The following is a 21,796-nucleotide window of genomic DNA, read 5'->3' on the forward strand; positions in this document are numbered from 1 at the left end:
CGATAAGGGGTGCTATACTAAAAGTGCACTCCGGCCCAACCATGGGGCCGTGCGGGCGGGAGAAAAGGCCCATGTACCGCTTTTCCAACACCGGCCGTCCGTTAAGCCCATCCGAGCCGGGGGCGGCCCTTGCCACGTCCCCTCTGTCCTCCTTGCCCCTGCGCCGCGCCAAACTGCGCCCGCCCTGCCTGCGCCACGCCCGCATCCCCCGCCCACACCTGGTAGCCCAGATCCACACCGGCTTGCAGAAGGGGGTGGTGCTGCTCTCGGCCCCGCCGGGCTTCGGCAAGACCACTCTGCTGGCCGAGTGGGCAGAGACCTGGGCTCATCCCCTGGCCTGGCTGACCCTAGATGCCGAGGACAACGAGCCGATCCTCTTCCTGCGTTACCTGGGGGAGGCACTGCGCCAGGCCGGCCTGACGGACCTGCCCACCGAAGCCGCCACCTGGACCCTCCACGGTCACCCGGCGGCCTTTGAAAGCGCCTTCATCACCCTGACCAACGCCCTCGAGGCTCTGAGCACGCCGCTGGCCGTCGTGCTGGATGATTTTCACCTGCTCACCACCCCCCTTCTCCTCCGCGCGTTGGCCGACTGGATCGAGGAACTCCCCCCGCATCTCCACCTGCTGCTTGCCACCCGCCACGACCCACCTCTGCCCCTGGCACGCTGGCGGGCGCGCGGTCTGCTAACCGAACTGCGCGCCACGGAGTTGCGCTTCAGCCCGCAGGAGGCACATGCCTTCCTCACCCAGGTCATGGGGCTGACCCTCACCGAGGTCGAGGTGGAGAGCCTGCTCCAGCGCACCGAGGGCTGGATTGCCGGCCTGCAACTGCTCGCCCTGAGCCGCGGCGCCCGGCCTCCCACCCCATCCCCCACCGGCGGGCATGACTACGTGCTGGATTTCATGCTCGAGGAGGTGCTCAATCATCAGCCAGCCGGGGTGCAGGATTTTCTTCTGCGCACCTCCATCCTGGAAACGCTCAGCCCCGCCCTGTGCGCCGCGCTGGCCCCCACCCCCATGGACGCCGCCGAAGCCCAGGCCCTACTACACCGCCTGGAACATGCCAACCTCTTCCTGCAACCGCTGGATGCCGAGGGCACCTGCTACCGCTACCACCCCCTCTTTGCCGAAGCCCTGCGCCGCCGTCTGCAAGATACCCACCCGGCTCCCCTGCTGGCGGACCTGCACCGCCGTGCCAGCACCTGGCTGGAAACCCACGGCGATCTTCAACAGGCGCTGACCCACGCCCTGGCCAGCGGAGATGTGGCCTTTGTCGCCGCTTTCATGGCCCGCCAGGGCGAGGCTCTGCTCAAACACGGTCACCTGCACCTTTTACTGCGCCACCTGCGCACTTTTCCCCCTGCCCTGCTCGAAGCCGAGCCGCGCCTGGCTCTGCTCTACGCCACCTGCCTGACCCTGGCGCTGGATCTGGAAAGTGCCGCCGCCTGGGCACGCGTCGCCGAACAGCACTTGCAGCAAGCGCCCACCCCCGAAATGCAGGGGCGGGTGTGGGCCGTGCAGTCCATGATTACCGCCCTGCGCGGCGAGGGCGAGCAAGCCCTCGCGCTGGCCCGCCGCGCGCTGGAAGTGCTCCCCCCCGAAGACGTTTTCTCACGCAGTTACGTGGCTTTCAATCAGGCCCTGCACCACGCCCTGGCCGCCGAATTCCCCCGCGCCGAAGCGGCGCTCCGGGAGGCCATTGCCTTGGCAGAAACCGCCGGCAACTGGATGCTGATGATGATGGCGCGCTGTCACCTGGGGGAGGTGCAAGCCGCGCGTGGGCGGCTGGCACAAGCCCTGGAGACCTTCGAGCACGCCCTGGCCCTGACCACCGACCTGGCCCACGATCCGCTGGGCTTTCGCGGCGACCTGCACATCGAAATCGGCGAAATTCTCCTCAAACGCAACGAGTTAGCGGCGGCGCAAACCTACCTGGCACGCGGGCTGGAACTGTGCCAGCCCTGGCTGCCCACTTCCATTGCCCTGGAAGGCTACCTGCATCTGGCCCACCTGCGCCACTGCCTGGGCGACGTGGAGGGGGCGCAGGCAGCGCTCGAACGGGCGCACGCCATGGTCAGCCTGACCCAGAGCGAACTGGACGACCGCATCGTCCACCTCTACCGCCTGCGCCTGGGCCTGCTACGGGGTGAGTGGGCGCCAGCGCTGGAATGGGCGCACCGCGAGGGCTGGCTGAGCGCCACAGGCCCCAACCTCACAGCCTGCGCCGAACCGCCCATCCTGGATTTGTACATCCGCCTGAACCTGGCCCGCCTGTGCCTCACCCTGGCCCGCGTCCAGGGCGAGCCCCTCCCGGCGGCACAGGCCCTGCAGATTCTAGAAATCTTGCTGCCACGCCTGGAACAGGCCGATTTTGTCGAAGCCCAAATTGAAGCCCACCTCCTGCGCGCACTGGCGCTGGAACGCCTGGGGGAGCGCACCGACGCGCTGGCGGCGCTGAGCCACGCCCTGGCCCTGGCCGAGCCGGAAGGCTTCCGCCGCCCCTTCCTGGATGAGGGGCCGGCCCTGCTGCCTCTGCTGGGGCACTTGCAGAGCACACGGCGCCACCGCACCGCACCTTTCGCCCCACCCAGCCCGGCGTTCGTTCACCATCTAATGGAAGCCTTCACCACCCCCCCACACCCGGCGGAAGCCCCCGCACCCACCCCCGCCGCATCTGCCAAGGCGGCATTGCTCACCCCCCGCGAACGCGAAATCCTGCATTTGGTGGCCCAGGGCTACTCCAACGGCGAGATTGCCCTGAGCCTGTGCCTGGCGCTCAACACGGTCAAGCGCCATCTGAACAACATCTACCTGAAACTGGGGGTACGCACGCGTACCCAGGCCGTAGCGCGCGCCCGCCGTCTGGGATTGCTGAACTAGCCCGCCCCAGACGGCTCTTCTGGGGATGACGGGATGTCGCACCAGCCCACCAACGAGGGCGCATCGGGGTCGTGGGCCGCGTAGCGCCGCCCGGCTTGCTCAAAATTGCGCGTGGCGTAGCAGTACACACACCCAAAGCAGCAGGTGTCGTAAGCGCCGATGTCCTTGCTGATTACGCACCCGCACGCCTTACGCTGGTGGGGGTCCTTGCGGTGCGTCACCTCAATTCCGAAGACCTGACGGATGTACGCATCATCCACGCACTTGCCCGGGCGGACGCCGTAAGGACTTAGATCGCGCTCCTCGGCGCAACTGACGATCTCCATGTCGTTACGGGTGGCCGTCTCCGCCAGCGTGCAGATCAGGCGCTCCCATTCGCCCGGGGGAAGGCGCTCGTCCATCAGCGGGTAGCCCACGCGCGCCAGGCGCCGTTCGGCGGGCGGGTAGCGGTCCACCAGGCTGATCACCACCCGCCGGGTCGCCCCACGTAGTGCCTGCGCAATGCGGGCAAAGGTGGCCAGGTGAAACGCCACATCGGTGTGGGGGGTGAGCACGATGGGATCGTAGCGCCAGATGACCTTCTGCGGCCCCACCCGCTCGGCCAGACGCCGGAAGGTGGTCAGCGCCTGGGGCAGGGGCGGGCAGCGCGGGTCCAGGGCACGCGGGTTCCCCAGCACGGTGTATTGGAAGTAGTAGCGCAATCCGCGCGCATCCAGTTCATCCAGGTAGGGCAGGAGCGGAACCGGGTTGCGCGTCCAGAAGACGATGACCTCCACCGCCTCGGGTTGCAGCGAAACCCGACTGACCTGGCGGGGATTGAAGGGGTTGGGCACGGTGCAGAAGCCTGCCCGCACCCGGTTGATGAACCAGCGGGCGTAAAACGCCGGGATATCCGTGCGGCGGCTGGCGCTGATGATCATCCCTCCTCCTGAGGGGCGCGGACCGGCCCGCTCAGCCGGGCACACCCCGGGGCGGGAATGGGCGGCCACGGCCCCGCCCTCCATTGTAGCGCATCCTCTGCCTCCGTAATAAGGGTTTCCAAATCCGGCAGGATAAGAGCACTGGCGGCAGATTCCCATGCCGAAAAATGCCGCAACGCCGAAAATGGGTCCTAAAATCGCTAACCCTCACCTGAAAGGAGAGTCTAAAATAGAGCCGATAAGAACTCATCACATTCTGAAAAAGCGCTTTCCACAAAAAACTCGGTTGGATGAGGCGGGTCCGTAGTTAACAAGGTTTCCCTCATAAAACCAATGAACACTCATAACGAACCTGAGGAGGCATCGGTGATTCGCAATCAGTGGTATGTCGTCCTGGAATCCAGTGAAGTGAAAGACCGCCCCATCGGCGTAACCCGCATGGGAGAAAAAATGGTCTTTTGGCGGGAGAAGAGCGGCCGGGTCCGGGCCGCCGTGGATCGCTGCCCGTACCGGGGGGTAGCCCTCAGCGCCGGAAAAGTCGTACAAGATCATCTGCAATGCCCGTTTCACGGGTTTGAATATGACGCCTCCGGCGCCTGCACACGGGTGCCGGCATACGGGCGCCACGGCGTCATTCCCCGCGCGCTGCGCTTAAGCACCTACCCGACTTACGAAGCGCACGGCTTCATCTGGATCTGGTGGGGAAACCCCGTCCCCCAGGACCTGCAACCCCCCGAGTTCTTTGATAACCTGGATAGCAGTTATGAGTGGGCTTCGGCACAGGACCTGTGGAACGTGCATTACTCCCGGGTGGTCGAGAACCAGTTAGATGTGATGCACCTGCCCTTCGTTCACCGCAACACAATCGGTCGCGGTAACCGCACCGTGGTGGACGGCCCGGTGGTCGTCTGGAAAGGCGAGCAGAGGTTCCGCATCTACGTATACAACCGCGTTGACGACGGCCGTCCTGCCAGGCGCGCCGCGGAACTGGCGCCGAAACCGGAAGGCAGCCAATATCTTGAATTCCTCTTCCCCAATTTATGGCAGAACTACATCACGGATAAAGTGAGCATTGTGGCGGCTTTCGTACCGGTGGATGAAGAACACACCCTCCTTTACCTGCGTTTCTACCAGCGCTTCAACCGCCTACCGGTCCTTGGCTGACTTACGGCCAAACTCGCCATGCTAATGAACCTCTACATCGCTCATGAGGATCGGCGGGTAGTGATCACCCATCAGCCTCAGGTCAGCGGTTTGAAGAGCGGTGAGATTCTCATCCACGGCGACCTGCCGATCATCGAATACCGGCGCAGGCGGGCCGAATTGCAAAGACAAGCCAAGGGTGGGCAGTGAACCGACCTGCTCAGAAATGCCGGGCCGGGGCAGCCATTTCTCGCGCAAGAGTGCCATCCACGCAGTGACGTGCCAGCGCATGGGACCGGACATCTCTTGAGCCGTTCCTTCTCCCCCGCCTTCAAGCATGCCCCACCCTCACTCCTCCACCTTCAGCACCTCGCGCAGAAACACCTCTACGATGTGCGGATCGAAATGCTTGCCTGCCTGTTCCCGCAGGTAGGCAATTGCCTGCTCCCGCGTCCACGCCGGGCGGTACGGCCGATCGCTCGTCAGCGCATCCCACACATCCACCACCGCGAAAATGCGCGCCGCCAGCGGGATCTCCTCCCCCTTCAGCCCCCGTGGGTAACCGCTCCCATCCCACTTTTCATGGTGGCAGTAGGGGATCTCCAACGCCGGCCGCAGGTACTCGATCCGCGAGAGCATTTCGTAGGCAAACACCGGGTGCTGCCGCATGAGCACCCACTCCTCCTCGCTCAGCGGGCCGGCCTTGTGCAGGATGCTGTCGGGCACCCCCATCTTGCCGATATCGTGCAGCAGAGCCCCGCGCCGCAGGTGCACCAACACCTCGCCTTTCAGCCCCAGCGCACGCGCCAGGCGCAGGGTCAGTTCGGTCATCCGCTGGGTGTGCCCCTCGGTTTCCCGATCCCGCAGGTCCAGTGCATAGGACCAGCCCTCAATCGTGGCATCGTAAGCGCGTAAAAGGGCCTGGGTTGTATGCTGGAGATCCGAGAGCAGAGCCGCATTGTGGATGGCAATGCCCAGTTGACCGGCCAGCACCTCCAGAAAATCGCGCCACTCGGCATCCTGCTCCACGGCCCGGCGGTGGAAGAGTTCGAGCACCCCTTTCACCTGGCCCTCGGCCAGCAGCGGCACCGCGTAGTACGTCACAAACTCCTCGGCCGCAAATTCGGGCGAGTTGAAAAAAACCTCCGGTTGGGCGCGCAAGTCGGGGACGTGCACCACGCGCCGCTCCTGCGCCGCTCGCCCGGCCAGGCTCTTCCCCCAGGGCAGGTGGGTGTGCTGCAACGCCGCGGTGCGAAAGCCCCGCCCCAGGAAGTAATCCAGGGTGTTGGTGCGGGCGTCGTACAGCAGCACACAGGTCGCATCCACCCCCAGTTGGTCCATGATCTCATCCAGCGCGATCTCCAGCGTCAGGCGCAGATCCAGGCTGGCGGTGATCGCCATATCAATCCGCCGCAGGGACTGCACCCGCTCCAGGCGTCGCTGGGCCGCCTCATACAGACGGGCATTTTCCAGGGCCGCTGCGGCCTGGTGTGCAAATGTCTGCAGTGTGCTCAGATGCTCGGCGTTGAAAAAGTCGGGGCGGTCGCTGTAAAGCGCCAGCGCACCGATGATTTGACCGCGGTGGATCAACGGCAGGGCCGCATTACTGCGCAACCCCAGCCCCAGCGCCGTCTCGCGCCAGGGCGCAAAGCGCGGGTCGGTGGCGTGATCGGGGGTGATCTGCGGCAGCCCACTGCGGATGGCCCGCCCCACCGGACCCCGGCCTTCCGGAGTGTCGTCCCAGCGCACCCGAATACTGCGCGGGTACGGATGATCCGGTGGAAACTGGCTGAGCAACCGCACACGCCCATCCGGCTCCGCCACCCCCACCCAGGCCACTGCCAACCCGAAGAGTTCCACGCCGGCACGCGCAATCGTCTCGCCGATGGCCTGCGGTTCCAGGCTGGTCGCCAGGCGCTGGGCCGCCATGTACAGCGCGCGCAGGGTGTCCAGTTGCTGCTGGATTTGCACCTCGGCGGCTTTGCGGGCGGTGATGTCCTGGGTGTAACCCACCAGGCGCACGGGATAGCCGTGCTCATCGCGCTCGATCTCGACCTGCTCTTCCAGCCAGCGCGTTTCGCCATCCACCACCACGCGGAATTCCAGGTGGTAGGGCTGCCCCTCCAACGCCGCCTGCCAGGCGACCATCACCCGCTCACGATCCTCCGGGTGCACCCGGCTCATGAACTGTGCATCGGAGGGGTCAACCTCCGCCGGGTTCAGCCCCAACAGGCGGTACATCTCCCCCGACCAGATCAGGCGGTTGGCGGCCAGGTCAAACGACCAGGACCCCAAATGCGCAATTGCCTGTGCACGTTCCAGCGCCTGGTGCGCCTGGCGCAGGGCCGCCTCGGCTTCCTTGCGCGCGGTGATGTCGCGGCCAATCCCCTCAATGGCAATCAGGTTGCCGGCGGCATCGTAAACCGGTACATTGCGCTGCTCGAGCCAGACAATGTGACCGTCTTTATGCACCCAGCGCAGTTCCACGGGTTCGCCCGGCACAATTTCGCCGCGGGCAATCTTCTCCAAAAGGGGGCGGTCCTCGGGATGGATCAACTTGACGCCCAGGTTGGGATCGCGGTAGTGCTCTTCGGGGGTGTAGCCGACAATGGACCTCGCTGCCGGGTTGACGTATTCAAAGCCCGGCGTTGGGCGCAGGCGGTAGCGGTAGATGATATCCGGGGCGTTCTCGGCCAGGCGGCGGAAGCGCGCCTCGCTCTCGCGCAGGGCCGCCTCAGCCTGCTGACGCAGGGCCTCACGCTGCTCCAGCGCCTCGGCCAGCGCATCCGAGGCCACCCCGATCTGCCCGATCTCATCCCCACCGGCCGCAAAGCCGGTGCGGGCGCTCAGATCCCCCGCGGTCATCCGCTGCATGGCCTCCAGGATGCGCCGCACCCGCCGTGTCACCATCTGCTCGCCCCACCCCCAGGCCAGGAACAGGCTGAACAGAATCGCCCCCGCCATGAGCCCCAGGAACGTGCCTAGCGTGCGGTTCACCGCGGCATAAGCCACCTCCACCGGGATGCCCACAAACAGATAGCCCCAGCGCAGGCCGGCATGTTCCATCGGGACGTAGCCGTACAGCCGCGGCACCTCATCCAGGCCCACCTCTTCGATCACCCCGGGCCCCGCGTGCGCCAGGGCGGCCTGCATCAAGCCGCGCTCTCGCATCGAACGCCCAAACCACAGGCTCTCCTGCGGGTAGCGCGCCAGAACGGTCCCCTGGTAATCTACCAGCGTGAAAGTCGTGCCGGGCGGCATTTCCAGGTTAGCAAAGGTGCGGCTGAGCCAGCGCAGGTCCAGACCCAGAAACACTACCCCCTGCAAGCCGGCCGGGCCGGTTTTGAGCGGGAACGCCAGCGGCAAAACCGGTAGCCCGCTCACGCGCCCCACCACGTAAGGGCCCACCGTAAAGACACCCGTCTCTACCGCCGTTTGAAACCATTCGCGATCCGCGTAGTTCACTGCCTGGCCGACAGGCTGCGAGGCACACACCAGGTTGCCCTGCTCATCCACCACCCCCACCAGGGTATAGAGGGGGTGCGCGTAGTAGAGATCGCGCAGCAGTGCATTGCAGCGCGGCCGATCCAGGGTGCTCACGGCTTCCATGCGTGCCAGCAGGAGCAGGGTCTCATGCCCCTGGGTGATCAGAGCGTTCTGCGAGGTGGCGGCCAGCTGCGCCAGGCTGAGCGCAGTGGTGCTGGTTCGGGCAAGCGCCTCCCCCCGTAACTGCGCCGCCGCAACCAGCGCCAGGCCGATGAGCGGCAACGCCCCCAATAAGACCAGGGCCATCAGACGCACCCGCAGACTCTTAAACCGCCACATCTGCGCTCTTCCCCCGGTTTAGGCCCACCCCGCCTCCGCCGGGCCCGTTCGCTTGGGCCGTTCCATGCACTTCGCTCACCCCATCTCCATGCATCCACCGTTAATGAGAGTCGTGGTCGCGCTGACCAGACAAATAAGTAGATCGGCTTGATTATTGTGCCACACGAAAGCCCGCCCGGCAAGTCCCCTCGGCTTACAATCGCCTGACTCTTCATCCCCCGGCACGCTTGGATTAAAAGCACCCGCCCGCCTGCACAGCGGGCGTGCGCGAGGCGGGGAGGGCGGGATTCGAACCCGCGGTCGAGGTTTTAACCCCGACAACCACTTAGCAGGCGGCCCCATTCGACCTCTCTGGCACCTCCCCGGGTTCAGGGCCAGCGGAGGGAGTAGGATTCGAACCCACGGTGAGGCGTCAGCCCCACACCTGTTTTCAAGACAGGCGCCTTAAACCACTCGGCCATCCCTCCGGCTGTTGGCGTTCTAAATTTTAGCACAAATTGACCCGCTAAGCAAGCATGGACCACCCCATTTCCGCCGGCACCCACCCCGGCGCACTCCTTCCCGAGGGCATGGCACCCCGGGCCCTCCTCCGCAGCGCCGCGGGCCGAGCTGCGCCACCGCTCGGACCATCCGGGGGGTTAACAAAAATCACCCACCCATTAACAGGGGATTAATTTGGCGCTCTATGTATAATTCTCTCAGAGGGGGCAAAACGTCTCTATATTCTACTAAATGCGGGTGAATGGAGCGGGTTATGAAGCGACCTGGCGTTGGTTTGGTTATCCTCCTTTTCATGATCATGGGCACCTGGTTCGGGCTGGCCGGGTCTCGGGCCGCGCAGGCCCAGGGCAGCGCGCCCGCCGATGACCTGGTGCTCGGCGCCCGCCTCTACGATGACTGGACCGAGGTCAAGGGCGTCACACCCCCGGCCGGCAGTCACCCCATCTGGGCACGCCAGTATACCAACACCCTCAGCGGGCCGGAAACCTGGCGCTGTGTCACCTGCCACGGCTGGGACTACCAGGGCAAAGACGGCGCCTGGGGCAGCGGTGCCAATTACACCGGCTTTCCCGGCATCTACACAGCCCGCACCCTGCCCATCGAGACCCTTACCCGCCTGCTCAGCGGCAATCCCGACCCCGAGCACGATTTTTCGGCTTACCTGACCCCGGCCGAGATGCGGGCCCTGGCCGTTTTCATCCGCGAGGGGGTGATTGACGACCGCCAGTACATTGATCTGGTCAGCCGCAAGGTGGTGGGGGGCGATCCGGCACACGGGCAGGCCCTCTACACCCAGACCTGCGCCGCCTGCCACGGCGCGGATGGGCAGCAAATCACCTTCCGCTACCAGGGCATGCAGGTATCGCTGGCCTCGCTGGCCGTGCAGGACCCCTGGCGCTTCCTGCACCGCACCCGCTTCGGCGTGGCCCGCGCCCCTGAAATGCCCATCGGCTTCACCCTGGGTTGGAGCCCCCAGGACGGGCGCGACGTCCTGGCTTATGCGCAGAGCCTGCCCAGTGGCTTGGAGCCCCAGGTCACCCCGCCCCTGGCCGGGCAGGCCCCCACGCCGGCACCTCTGCCCGGCGGCCCCGCTCAGAACTTCTTGACCGGCATCCTGACCGCCCTGGGAGCCATGGCCACCAGCCTGGGCTTCGCCCTCCTGCTGGGCGGCTTGCTGGTGGGCATCTTGCTGGTGGTGGTGTGGATTCTGCGCTCGCGTAAATAACCTGAAACGCAAAGGAGTGAGACACGATGCAGGTTAAAAAACCCTGGTGGCAATCCGGTGGCGTGCGCATCGCCCTGGCGCTGGTCCTGCTGATCCTGTTCGGCGGCGCCGTCAGCGGTATTTACCTTTCCCAAATTCCCCCCGAGCAACCCATTGCCTTCCCCCACAAAACGCATGTGGCGCTCGGCGCCCAGTGCACCTACTGCCACCCGGCGGCGGCCTGGGGGCCCAATGCCGGCCTGCCCGGCATCTCCAAATGCTGGGGCTGTCACCAGCAGGTGCAGAAGAAATCTCCCGAGTTAGAAAAACTGGCCGGCTACGTCCAGCGCAACGAGCCCATCCCCTGGGTGCCGGTCGCCATCCAACCCGATTTCGTCAAATTCAACCACCAGCCCCACGTCCAGGCCGGCATTGCCTGCGAGACCTGCCACGGCCCCGTCTCTCAGATGACGGTAGCCCTGCCCCAGCCGCGCCAGAACATGGGCTGGTGCCTGGACTGCCATCAGCGCATGCGCCCGAACGACTTCGTGCGCCTCTCTGATTGCGCAACCTGCCACTACTAACCCCCACGCCATGAATCGAGGAGCAGCATGAGCGAGAAGATTACCCGGCGCGATTTCCTCAAACTCACCGCCATGGGCGCGGCGGCCACGGCGGTCATGACCGGCTGCGGCCCCATGTCGCGCTACGTGGTGCGCCGCCCCTACACCCAAATGCCCGAGTACAACCAGACCGGCGAAAGCACCTACTACGCCTCTACTTGCCGCGAGTGCCCCGCCGGCTGCGGTATCCTGGTGCGCACGCGCGAGGGGCGTGCACTGACCATTGAAGGCAACCCCAATCACCCGGTCAACCGCGGCCGCCTGTGTGCACGCGGCCTGACCGCCCAGCAGGGCCTCTACAACCCCGACCGCGTACGCGGGCCGCGCTTCCAGGGACGCGGCAAGCCCACTTCCCCGCCCCGCGACCTGACCTGGGAAGAAGCCGTGCAGGTGGTGGGCAGTGCCCTGCAAAAGCCCCCCGAGCGCATTGCCTTTCTGCTGGGGCTGGTGCCCGATCACCTGTTTGATCTGGTCAGTGAACTGACGCAGGCGCTGGGCGCCCCGCCCCCCCTGCGCTACGGTGCGCTGGCCGCGCTAGATGGGCGCACCACCCTGCTCGAAGCCACCCGGCGCCTTTTCGACACCCCGGCCCTGCCCTACTTCGATCTGGCCCAGGCCGAGGTAACCCTGGCCTTCGGCGCCGATTTCCTGCAAGCCTGGCTATCGCCGGTGACCTACACCCGCGCCTACGGGAACATGCGCCAGGGCAACCCACGCCGGCGCGGCGAACTGATCGTCTTTGAACCGCGCCAGTCCCTCACCGCCGGCAACGCCGACCGCTGGGTGCCCATTGCCCCGGGCAGTGAGGCCCATGTGGCGCTGGCGCTGGGAGGGCGCGTGGCCGAGTTGCGCGGCCTGCCCGTGCCAGAAGCGTTCCGCGCCGTCAGCCTGGAAGAAGCCGCCCGGGTCAGCGGCATCCCCGCCGCCCAACTCGAAGACCTGGCCGTGACCTTTGCCACCGCCGAGCGGCCCCTGGCGCTGGTGGGCGGCAGCGCCCTCACCCAGCCCAACGGTCTGGTCACCGCCCAGGCCGTCCTGGCGCTCAATGCGCTGGTCAATAACCTCGGACAGCCCGGCGGCGTGTTCCTCACGCCGGCTGAAGCCACCCCGGCCCCCCTCACCGCCGTGAGCGACCTGGTCCGGCGCATGCAGGCCGGCGAGATTGAGGTGCTCTTCATCCACGGCGTCAACCCGCTGTTTGAACTGCCGGCCGCGCTCGGCTTTGCCGCCGCCCTGGAAAACGTCCCCCTGGTGATCAGTTTCGCCCCCTTCCCCGACGAAACCGCCCTGCAAAGCGATTACATCTTCCCCGACCATTCGGCGCTGGAATCGTTCGGCTACCAGCGCAGCCTGGCCGGCGCCGACCGCCCTGCCTGGTCGGCCTCACAGCCGGTGGTGGTGCCGCTCTACAACACCCGCGCCACCGTGGATGTGCTGCTGGCCGCCGCCCAGGCCATCGGGCGCGCGCTGCCCTACCGCGATGAAGTGGATTTCATCCAGCAGAAGATTCTCCCCCTCCTCAACGCCGGCGGCTTCTACACCGCGCCCGAGATCCTCACCTTCTGGAGCCGCTGGCTGCAATACGGCGGCTGGTGGACGCCCGCCGCCGGTCTGCCGGCCCCCCGATCGCCCCGCCTGCCGGCCTCGTTTGGGACGCTTACCCCGCCACCTGCCCCCGCGGAAGGTCAGTTCTACCTGCTAACCTACACCAACCACCTCGGCGACGGCAGCGGCGCCAACCGCCCGTGGTTGCAAGAACTGCCCGATGCCATGACCACCGTCACCTGGAACACTTGGGTGGAGATCCACCCGACCACCGCCGAGCATCTGGGGCTGAAGGACGATGACGTGGTGCGCATCACCACCCCCTACGGCGCGGTGGAAGCCAGCGTGTACCGCTACCCCGCCATCCGCCCGGATACCATTGCCATTCCTTTCGGGCAGGGACACACCGCGCTGGGGCGCTGGGCCGAGGGCCGCGGCTGCAACCCCGCTCAGATCCTGCCTGCCGCCACCAACCCGGCTGGCGACCCCGCTTTTATCGGTACCACAGCCACCCTGATGCCCACCGGGCGCCGCCGCCCCCTGGCGCGCGTGGAAAGCAAAGACGGAGTTTACGGCGAACATTAGCCCTTTCGAGAGGAGACAACACCATGGCTGAAGAACGACCTGCAAAATGGGGATTAGTGGTAGACCTGGATCGCTGCACCGGTTGCAACGCCTGCATCGCGGCCTGCTCCATGGAAAACAACGTGCCCTTCGTCGGCGAGGATGAAGTGGCCTACGGGCGCGCCCTCTACTGGATCCGCACCCAGCGCTACTGGGAGGGGGAGTACCCCGCCGTGACTCCCACCTTCCAGCCGGTCATGTGCCAGCAGTGCGGCAACGCCCCCTGCGAACCGGTCTGCCCGGTTTATGCCTCGGTGCACAGCGAGGAAGAGCAGATCAACCTGGCCGTGTACAACCGCTGCGTGGGCACGCGCTACTGCGCCAACAACTGCCCCTACTTCGCCCGCGTGTTCAACTGGTTCGATTATGAACTGCCGGAGCCGATGCGTTCATACCTCAACCCCGATGTGACCGTGCGCCGCCGCGGGGTGATGGAAAAATGCACTTTCTGCGTCCAGCGCATTGTACGCGGGCGGCAGAAAGCCCGCGCCGAAGGGCGCGAACTGCGCGATGGCGAGATCCAGCCTGCCTGCGTCCAGGCCTGCCCCGCCGAAGCCCTGGTTTTCGGCGACCTGAGCGACCCCGAAAGCCGAGTCAGTCAACTGGCGCGCAGCCAGCGCCGCTACCACCTGCTGGAAGAACTCGGCACCCTGCCCCGCGTGACTTACCTGAAAGGAGTGGGAAACCATGGCGGTTGAGTCCAAGCCTCTGGAAACGGTCTTACCGGCGGCCCACGTCGAAGAAGATCCGCGCGAGCACCTGATGTTCGACCCGCGCCCGCGCGAGGAGATGAACCGCATGATCATGGAAGCCATGACCACCACCTCGCGCCGCTACTGGGCCTGGGTCATCGGCCTGGCGCTGGTGGTGCTGATCTGCCTCTTCGGCGCCTGGGGCAACATGATCCTCACCGGCATGGGCCTGGCCGGCATTCGCCGCCCCGTCTTCTGGGGCCTTTTCATCGTCACTTTTGTCTTCTGGATCGGCATCAGCCACGCCGGGACGTTCGTCTCGGCCATCCTGCGCGTCTTCAAGGCGGAGTTTCGCCGTCCCTTTACCCGCGCCTCCGAACTGATGACCACGTTCGGGCTGGCCGCCGGCGCGCTCTTCCCCCTCATCCACCTGGGGCGCGTGTGGGTCTTCTACTGGATGATCCCCTACCCCAACGCCCGTTGGCTGTGGCCCAATTTCCGCTCCCCCCTGGTGTGGGACTTCCTGGCCATCACCACCTACCTGCTCAGTAGCACCATCTACCTCTACCTGCCCCTGGTGCCCGACCTGGCCATGGCGCGCGACCGCACCACGGGCTGGCGGCACACCCTCTACCGCCTGCTGGCGCTGGGCTGGCGCGGCACCGAGGCCGAGTGGCACCGCCTGCGCCGGGCCATCACCATCTTCGCCTTCGCCATCATCCCGGTCATGTTCTCGGTCCACACCATCGTCTCGTGGGATTTCGCCGTGGGGGTGGTAGCCGGCTGGCACTCCACCATCTTCGGTCCTTATTTCATCATCGGCGCCATCCTCTCCGGCGTAGCCGCAGTGGTCAGCATCCTCTTCGTCCTGCGCAGTACCATGCAGCACATGGACTACTTCATCCGCAAAGAGCACTTCGACGCCCTGGGCAAACTCCTGCTGGTTTTCTCCATGGCCTGGGCCTACTTCTTCTTCAACGACTACCTGCTCACCTGGTACGGCGGAGAAGAGGCCGCGCGGCGCATCCTCACCCTGCACGCCACCGGCCCCGCCGCCTGGGTGTGGTACCTGATGCTCATCTGCAACGTGCTCATCCCCTGGCTCACCCTGTGGAACCGCACCATCCGCCGCACCCCCTGGGCCATGTTCATCATCACCCTGCTGATCAACGTCGGCATGTACGCCGAGCGTTACACCATCATCCCGCTGACCCTGGGGCACCAGCGCATGCCCTTTGACTGGGGCGTTTACACCCCACGCCCCACCGAAATCAGCATCGTCATCGGCACGTTCGCGCTCTTCCTCCTACTCTACCTGCTGGCCTCACGGCTGATCCCGCTGGTGCCGGTGTGGGAGGTGCAAGAAGGCCAGATGGCCCATACCCTGCGCAGGGTGGGCAAAGCCGAAGTGCCCAGCGTCACCGAATTGGAATAAAAGGAGGGCCTCTATGGGTGCAAATGTGGTTCACCTGGCTCTGTTCAAAGAAACCGAGATTGATCACGCCGCCGAGGCCATCTCGCGCCTGCACGCGCTGGGCGTGAGCGACCACGACATCTCGGTCATCTCCGGCATTCCCTACTCCGAGCGCATCCTGGGGCGTCCCATGGCCTGGACCACCGTCGGGCGCATCGGCCTGGCCGGCGCGGTAGTCGGCTTCCTGGTGGCGGTATTCCTGTCCTTCGGAACGCCCTTGCTCTACCCCATTCGCGTCGCCGCCATGCCCTTCCAGCCCATCCCCACTTCCATCGTGGTCATCTTCGAACTGACCATGCTGGGCCTGCTCATCAGCACCTTCATCGGGGTCTTCGTGGAAACCATCTCCCCCTCCTTTGGGCCGCGCGGCTACCATCCCAAGGTCAGCGATGGTCACATCGGCATCCTCTTCAGCAGTCCGGCCCAGATAGAGGAAGACATCCACGCCGCTCTGCGGGCGCTGGGCGCCGAGATTGTGCACAACGTTGAGGAGGAACGTCTATGGCCGTAATGAAGCGCCTGCTCATCGTCCTGGTGATCCTGGCCAGCCCGCTGGCAATTGGCCTGCTCTTCACCTACGACATTATCAAGATCGAGTGGATCAGCCTGATGGAGATTCAACCCTCCTACCGCGTCATGGAAGACCCCCTGCCCCTGCCGCCGCGCTCGGTGCCCGTGCAGGGTGCCGCCTACATCCCCGAACTGGGGGCGCCCACCAACCCCGTGCCCGCCGATGAAGCCTCGCTGGCGCGGGGCAAAGCCTACTACGACGTGGCCTGCGCCCTGTGCCACGGGCCGACGGGCAAGGGCGATGGGCCCTTCTCCGGCTTCCTGGTCAAGTACCCGCCGGCCAACCTGGTCGCGCCGGAGGCCAACGCGCGCCAATTAAGCGACGGCGCCATCTTCCTCACCATCACCAACGGCATCGAGGGGCGCATGCCCGCCCTGATCGAAAACCTCCCCGAGCCTCAAATGCGTTGGGATGTTGTCAACTACGTGCGCCATTTGCAGCAGCAAGCCGCGCCCTGATCTCCCCCCCGCTTCCTCCCCACTTTTGGGACCGACCCGCCGGTTCAGAGCGGGTCGGTTCTCTTTAGGCGTGAGAGATCCATTCACGAACGGGGCAATAAAAAAACCGCCCGGCACCCCGGGCGGAAGTGGCGGAGAGGGCGGGATTCGAACCCGCGGTACCTCATCGGTACACGCGCTCTCCAGGCGCGCGCGTTAGGCCAGGCTACGCTACCTCTCCGTGGGCGCCCGCGGGCCCATCCCTGCGCGGGCGCACTTTAATTATAACCGAATTTGCCGGCCGTGAAGCCCCGCGCACCGGGCAAGACGCAGAGAAGGTGCGCCCCATGCCCCTCAACCCGGACGCCCGGGAGCAGCACACGGGGAGTCACCGCCCCCCCAAACAATGCACAGATGGGAGTAGGGCACGACCTTTCATGCTATAATCTTAATCAGAGCATTTTGCTCAAATACATCTTACCAAGGAGTTGAACCCATGGCACTCAGCAAAACCCTAAACGAGGCCATTAATGCCCAGATCGGGCGCGAGTTCGCCGCTTCACTTCAGTACACCAACCTGGCCGCCCACTTCGACAGCCACGCCTACCCCAAATTGGCCGCCTTCTTCTACAAGCAAGCCGAAGAAGAGCGCGATCACGCCCTGCGCTTCGTCAAGTACGTGGTCGAAGCCGGCGGCTCGGTCGCCATCCCGGCGGTGCCCGCGCCCCAGCCCAGCGTCGCCAGCATTGAGGAGGCTTTCCGCCTCTCGCTGGATTGGGAGGAGGAAGTGACCCGCCAGATCCATCACCTGGTGGACCTGGCCGTGGCAGAAAAAGACTACCAGACCCGTCACTTCCTGGATTGGTTCGTTGAGGAGCAACTGGAAGAAGTCAACACCATGGACACATTGCTGCGCATTGCCAGCCGGTTGGGCGAGCAGAACAGCACCCTGCTCGAACTCTACCTGCCCGAACTGGCCGAGGAGGATTGAGGATTAATGCGCCAACCGCGGCGGGCACCCCCGGGGTGCCCGCCCGCCTTTTAAAGCGCCAGCCACCAGAGCAGCCACAGCCCGATCATCAGCAGGGCGATCAGCGCGCGCACCACCACCGCCCAGCCACACCCCACCGCCAGCCCGCGCGTCGAATCCAGGGCCTTACGCCAATCGCGCAGACGCAGGTACTCCACGGCAAAAATGCCCACCAGCGCCAGCCCCAGCCCGCCCAGCGGCGGCCAGAGCAGGCTGCCCACCAGCGCACCGAGCAGGGCCACCCCCACCGCCACCCAGGAGGCCCCACTGCGCCGTGCGCTCCCGCCCATCAGGAGGTTATCGGCCACACTGCCCACCAGCATCAGCAGGGTGATCAGCGCAAAGAGGACCACCCCCGCGCCCTGAAAGCCCATCACCAGGCCGTACACCAGCGCCGCCGCCCAGATCATCACCAGCCCGGGCAAGATGGGGATGATCACCCCCAGCAGCCCAACCAGCATGAACGCCAGCAGGACGAGGGGGAAAGCCACATCGCGCAGGGCCTCCATGCGGCTAGCCCTCGGGGCGGATGACCTCGATGCCGCCCATCCACGGGCGCAGCACCGGCGGCACCACCACCGAACCATCCGGCTGCTGGTAATTTTCCAGCACCGCGATCAGCGTGCGCGGCAGGCCCAACCCCGAGCCGTTGAGCGTGTGCACCAGGCGCGCCTTACCGCCATCCGCCGGGCGGTACTTGATATTGGCCCGCCGGGCCTGAAAATCGGTCACGTTGGAGACCGAGGAGACCTCCAGCCACTCGCCGCACCCCGCCGCCCACACCTCGATATCGTAGGTGATGGCCGCACCAAAGCCCAGGTCGCCGGTGCACAATTGCACCACGCGGTAGGGCAGACCCAGTTCGGCGCAGGTCTGCTCGGCATCCGCGCGCATCTTCTCCAGTTCGCGCATCGAATCTTCGGGCTTGCAGTAGATGTACATTTCCACCTTATCGAACTGGTGGCCGCGCTTGATGCCCCGCACATCCCGCCCGGCGCTCATCTTCTCGCGGCGAAAGCACGGCGTGTAGGCCGTGTAGCGCAGGGGCAGAGTCGCCTCTTCCAGGATTTCATCCATGTGCATGCCCGTCAGCGGCACCTCCGCCGTGGGCACCATCCAAAGGTCCTCCTCGATATCGCGGTAAAGGTTATCGGCAAACTTGGGCAACTGCCCCGAAGCGAAGAGCACCTCGCCCTTGACCATGAACGGGGGGTACTTTTCCAGGTAGCCCTGGCGGATGTGCAGATCAAGCATCCAGGCGATCAGCGCCCGTTGCAGGCGCGCCCCCGCCCCGCTGAGGATGTAGAAGCGCGAACCGCTCAGTTTAACCCCGCGCTCAAAATCCAGGATGCCCAGGCGCGGCCCCAATTCCCAGTGCGGCAGGGGGGTGAAATCGAAGTGCGGCGGCTCGCCCACGGTCTTGATCACCACATTATCCGCCTCGCCCCGGCCGTAGGGCACCGCCGGATCGGGCAGGTTGGGCAGGGTGGCCACCAGGTTGCGCAGGTCGCTTTCCACCTGGCGCACCTCCTCATCCAGCGCGGCAATGCGCTCGCCCACCTGACGCATGGCCTCAATCTTGGCCTGGCGCTCGGCGGGGTCCTTCAGCCGCCCGATCTCGCGTGAGACGGCGTTGCGTTCGGCCTTGAGCGCCTCTACCTCGGTGAGCAGAGCGCGGCGGCGCGCATCCAGCGCCAGCACCTCATCCACCGGTGCCGGGTCCATCTGACGGGCACGCAGGGCCTCGCGCACGGTATCGGGATGTTCACGAATGAGCGTTAAATCCAGCATTCAAGCCACCTCCGTGTGGAATGGAAACCCCCTCGCCTGCGCAGGACGAGGGGGGAAGCATCTCGTGGTGCCACCTGCCTTCGCCGATTGCCCCGGGTGGGGCTACCGGCCTCGTTACGGGGGGATAACGGCCCCCTCCACCGTCCTCCTTACCGCCGTAGCGCATCACGGCGCCTGCGGAGGCGACCGGCCTGCCTGAGCAGGCCACCGGGGTGGAAAGCATCCGCGTTTCGACCGGCTCGCACCTGCCGCCGGCTCTCTGCACGAGCGCCGGATGCGCAGCCCCGGGCGGGTCTTTGGGGTTTAACCGGATTATACCGGGGGCAGAGGGAATGTCAAGGGGCGGGGAATGGGCGGTTTCTCGCTCGCGCCGCCGCAGGGCGATTGCGGCGCGGGACGCGCAGTGCCCGACGGCGCACCTTTACTGCCCGCATCATTCAGAGAGGGGAGACGCGGCCGCCTGGCAGACGCAGTGCTACTGCGCCTCCGTTCGGTGCGGGTGGCTTGTGATCGAGAGCCGTTCGAACGGCTAAGCGGCACCTTTCCAGTTAATTCCCCCCCAGCAAATTCTGAATTCAGGGCATTTGAGCCCCTTCGTGCCATTCATTGGATTGTCATCCCAACGATTGGTGCGGCATCATGTAGACGCGCGTAATGAAGGCCTGTCTCCTACCAAATCCCTGGTATCAAACGGTAGCGCACCCGCTCTGCGTATTCGCGATAACCCGCGAGTTCTTTTTGCAGCATGCGGTCTTCCAACGCCGTGCGGATTATGGTGAGCGTGATGACCACGATAGACGGGATTGCTACCCAATACGAGCTGAAAAAGACCGGCGCCGCAATCCATGCCAATATGCTGCCTGCGTACCCCGGATGCCTCACCACGCGGTACGGACCAGCACTGACGACAGTGTGGCCACGGTCGGCCTGGATACGGACGTGGGATGAGAAGAACCGGTTGACTAGCATCGCCCAGGTGGCAATCATGCTGCCGAGGAACATCGCCCCAAGCGCAATGATCTGGATGAAGTCAGGCAAATCAGGCGTCCAACCGAAACGCTCGTCCAGCCCGGCGATGATCCAGGAAATTAGCGGCCCATAGATCGCAATCAACGGAACGAGGATCTTGTCCCAAACCTTGATGTCCTCTTTCTTACTGGCTTCTACACGCTCTCTTGCCAAATCCGGGTTCTTTAGGATGATCAGTGCCCGGCTCAACACAAGCACAAACAGGGTCATGCCTATGTAGGCCCAGCCCTCCCACCATTGCAGGCGTCCTGCTGACAAGAAAAGCACTCCCAGCATAAAGATGGTGGTGATGAAGAAGCGGATCCCCGCCTGCCATGGAATCCCGGTATTGACAGAGGACTTACCTGATTTTGCGCCCATCTCTTTTACTTATTGATTTGTAAGGTTTCAACCAGTCGCCCAACGGCTTGCGCTTCACCAGTGCGAGCGGAGCGGCGTCAGGTGGAGGTGCGGGTTAACCCGCATAAGGCATGATCAGAACCCTTATCTCACCCAAGTTCTGGCTTTTCGATTTGAAGAACTACTGGTCTCGTACTCAATCTCTCTACTGGCGGGATGGATGTCAAGCTTTGCTTCTTGGTCAAGCAATAAATCGGACAAGCAAACTGCATCTAAAGACCTATTTTGAAGGATCGGCAGTACACTTTGAAAATTCTGAACATCTTGTGCTCGAACGTGGAAGAGAACAATATCACCCCCTTGTGCGAAGTACACTTCGCGGTAGTCGGTCAAATGACTTGTACTCCAATTCGCAGACCACATAACTACGATAAGATTATTCTCACAGCATACTCTCAAAAAGTTGTAACTTATATCACCATAAGGAGGACGGGCGAATCTTACATTTGTGGCGGTCCCCAGAACATCTGTTAGGGTTTCTTGCCATTTTTCGAAGTCAATAGTCGACTGCCGTAAATCCATCGTTGATGGCATATCATGGTTATAACCATGATAGCCAATCTCGTGACCCTTAATGAGAAATCGTTTCCATATGCAAGGATCTTTTAACGAGGTTTGAATTAGCGCAATTCCTGTCGGAAAAAATGTAACCTTGACATTCGGGTGATCATCAAGAAAGTTTTCCATACAACTAAGCAGGGCGTAGTCATAACAATCATCGAACGTCAGAGAAACTGCTCGCATGTTCCTTTTACCATACCACACTATTGGGGGGCAGGTGAGATTCAGTAAAGGTTTAACAAAGGGATAACCAATGATCGAGAACATCAACTTTAAAAAAGATCGGCGTGATATATTCGACATACTGCACTCACTTATGAAAAAGGGCTAATTACTTACTTGAACCATTACACTTTTACGCATCATCACTCCTAGATAGCAAGGTCATTATCTAAAATTTGAAATATCCAACCACCTGCGCAGCCTTTCTACGATAGAGTATATACCACCCCCTTTTTAGAGACAACCATTTTCAACACCCCATCACCCTTCCTAAAAATCGCGAAAACGACCCGCTCCGCCGCGGAAAGTGCTGTGCCTGAAGC

General features: G+C 64.1%; 17 protein-coding genes and 3 tRNA genes. 10 read left to right on the plus strand and 10 right to left on the minus strand.

Going from position 1 to position 21,796, the window contains the following annotated elements:
* The first annotated feature begins 71 nt into the window (after positions 1–71).
* A complete protein-coding gene (locus tag SE15_RS12860) occupies positions 72–2,882 on the plus strand; it encodes a LuxR C-terminal-related transcriptional regulator (protein ID WP_054522542.1) in 2,811 nt (936 codons plus the stop codon).
* Here the strand turns inward: SE15_RS12860 and SE15_RS12865 are convergent.
* Positions 2,879–3,871: a DUF1848 domain-containing protein gene (locus tag SE15_RS12865; protein ID WP_201778110.1), complete on the minus strand. Its 993-nt coding sequence runs from the start codon at positions 3,869–3,871 to the stop codon at positions 2,879–2,881. The genes SE15_RS12860 and SE15_RS12865 overlap by 4 nt on opposite strands.
* Before the next feature lie 297 nt (positions 3,872–4,168).
* Between SE15_RS12865 and SE15_RS12870 the strand changes: the two genes are divergently transcribed.
* Complete coding sequence (locus SE15_RS12870) at positions 4,169–4,966, plus strand: aromatic ring-hydroxylating oxygenase subunit alpha (RefSeq protein WP_201778111.1); 798 nt, start codon at positions 4,169–4,171, stop codon at positions 4,964–4,966.
* A 21-nt stretch (positions 4,967–4,987) separates the two neighbouring features.
* Here the strand turns inward: SE15_RS12870 and SE15_RS14640 are convergent, their stop codons facing one another.
* The 4 genes from SE15_RS14640 to SE15_RS12885 all read right to left on the minus strand — a co-directional run bounded on the left by SE15_RS14640 (position 4,988) and on the right by SE15_RS12885 (position 9,237).
* A complete protein-coding gene (locus tag SE15_RS14640) occupies positions 4,988–5,284 on the minus strand; it encodes a hypothetical protein (RefSeq protein WP_201778112.1) in 297 nt (98 codons plus the stop codon).
* Between the two features lie 9 nt (positions 5,285–5,293).
* Complete coding sequence (locus tag SE15_RS12875; RefSeq protein WP_054522543.1) at positions 5,294–8,770, minus strand: HD domain-containing phosphohydrolase; 3,477 nt, start codon at positions 8,768–8,770, stop codon at positions 5,294–5,296.
* 273 nt (positions 8,771–9,043) lie between these two features.
* Positions 9,044–9,134, minus strand: a tRNA-Ser gene (locus SE15_RS12880).
* Between the two features lie 14 nt (positions 9,135–9,148).
* Positions 9,149–9,237, minus strand: a tRNA-Ser gene (locus SE15_RS12885).
* 287 nt (positions 9,238–9,524) lie between these two features.
* On the opposite strand from SE15_RS12885, the gene SE15_RS12890 reads away from it, so the two are divergent.
* The 7 genes from SE15_RS12890 to SE15_RS12920 are packed head-to-tail and all read left to right on the plus strand — an operon-like array spanning position 9,525 to position 16,462.
* Positions 9,525–10,496 (plus strand): c-type cytochrome, encoded by a 972-nt coding sequence (locus tag SE15_RS12890; protein ID WP_054522544.1) that lies wholly within the window; start codon positions 9,525–9,527, stop codon positions 10,494–10,496.
* Between the two features lie 26 nt (positions 10,497–10,522).
* Complete coding sequence (locus tag SE15_RS12895) at positions 10,523–11,059, plus strand: cytochrome c3 family protein (RefSeq protein WP_054522545.1); 537 nt, start codon at positions 10,523–10,525, stop codon at positions 11,057–11,059.
* Positions 11,060–11,086: 27 nt separating this feature from the next.
* Positions 11,087–13,228 carry a molybdopterin-containing oxidoreductase family protein gene (locus SE15_RS12900; protein ID WP_054522546.1) on the plus strand — a complete coding sequence of 714 codons (2,142 nt, stop codon included), beginning with the start codon at positions 11,087–11,089 and terminating at the stop codon, positions 13,226–13,228.
* A 23-nt stretch (positions 13,229–13,251) separates the two neighbouring features.
* A complete protein-coding gene (locus tag SE15_RS12905; protein ID WP_054522547.1) occupies positions 13,252–13,965 on the plus strand; it encodes a 4Fe-4S dicluster domain-containing protein in 714 nt (237 codons plus the stop codon).
* A complete protein-coding gene (nrfD, locus tag SE15_RS12910; RefSeq protein ID WP_054522548.1) occupies positions 13,955–15,394 on the plus strand; it encodes an NrfD/PsrC family molybdoenzyme membrane anchor subunit in 1,440 nt (479 codons plus the stop codon). Before SE15_RS12905 ends, nrfD begins: the two co-directional genes overlap by 11 nt.
* A 13-nt stretch (positions 15,395–15,407) precedes the next feature.
* Positions 15,408–15,944, plus strand: a complete 537-nt coding sequence (locus tag SE15_RS12915; protein WP_054522549.1) for a quinol:electron acceptor oxidoreductase subunit ActD — start codon at positions 15,408–15,410, stop codon at positions 15,942–15,944.
* The gene (locus SE15_RS12920; RefSeq protein ID WP_054522550.1) at positions 15,935–16,462 is read left to right on the plus strand and encodes a c-type cytochrome; all 528 of its coding nucleotides are present in this window, start codon (positions 15,935–15,937) and stop codon (positions 16,460–16,462) included. The genes SE15_RS12915 and SE15_RS12920 overlap by 10 nt, the downstream gene beginning before the upstream one ends.
* 129 nt (positions 16,463–16,591) lie before the next feature.
* On the opposite strand, the gene SE15_RS12925 is transcribed toward SE15_RS12920, so the two are convergent.
* A tRNA-Ser gene (locus tag SE15_RS12925) sits at positions 16,592–16,682 on the minus strand.
* 255 nt (positions 16,683–16,937) lie between these two features.
* Between SE15_RS12925 and SE15_RS12930 the strand changes: the two genes are divergently transcribed.
* Positions 16,938–17,432, plus strand: a complete 495-nt coding sequence (locus tag SE15_RS12930; RefSeq protein WP_054522551.1) for a ferritin — start codon at positions 16,938–16,940, stop codon at positions 17,430–17,432.
* 50 nt (positions 17,433–17,482) lie between these two features.
* Here SE15_RS12930 and SE15_RS12935 read toward each other — a convergent pair whose 3' ends face one another.
* From SE15_RS12935 to SE15_RS12950, 4 genes are all read right to left on the minus strand, one after another.
* Positions 17,483–17,980, minus strand: coding sequence for a DUF456 domain-containing protein (locus tag SE15_RS12935; protein WP_054522552.1), 498 nt, complete (start codon positions 17,978–17,980; stop codon positions 17,483–17,485).
* 4 nt (positions 17,981–17,984) lie between these two features.
* A complete protein-coding gene (gene serS / locus SE15_RS12940) occupies positions 17,985–19,262 on the minus strand; it encodes a serine--tRNA ligase (protein WP_054522553.1) in 1,278 nt (425 codons plus the stop codon).
* A gap of 669 nt (positions 19,263–19,931) precedes the next feature.
* Entirely contained in the window at positions 19,932–20,651 is a 720-nt protein-coding gene (locus SE15_RS12945; RefSeq protein ID WP_054522554.1) for a methyltransferase family protein, read from the minus strand.
* Positions 20,652–20,774: 123 nt separating this feature from the next.
* Positions 20,775–21,434, minus strand: a complete 660-nt coding sequence (locus SE15_RS12950; RefSeq protein WP_160316711.1) for a polysaccharide deacetylase family protein — start codon at positions 21,432–21,434, stop codon at positions 20,775–20,777.
* Between the last annotated feature and the right edge of the window lie 362 nt (positions 21,435–21,796).

Source organism: Thermanaerothrix daxensis, from assembly GCF_001306145.1.
Taxonomy (GTDB): domain Bacteria; phylum Chloroflexota; class Anaerolineae; order Anaerolineales; family Anaerolineaceae; genus Thermanaerothrix; species Thermanaerothrix daxensis.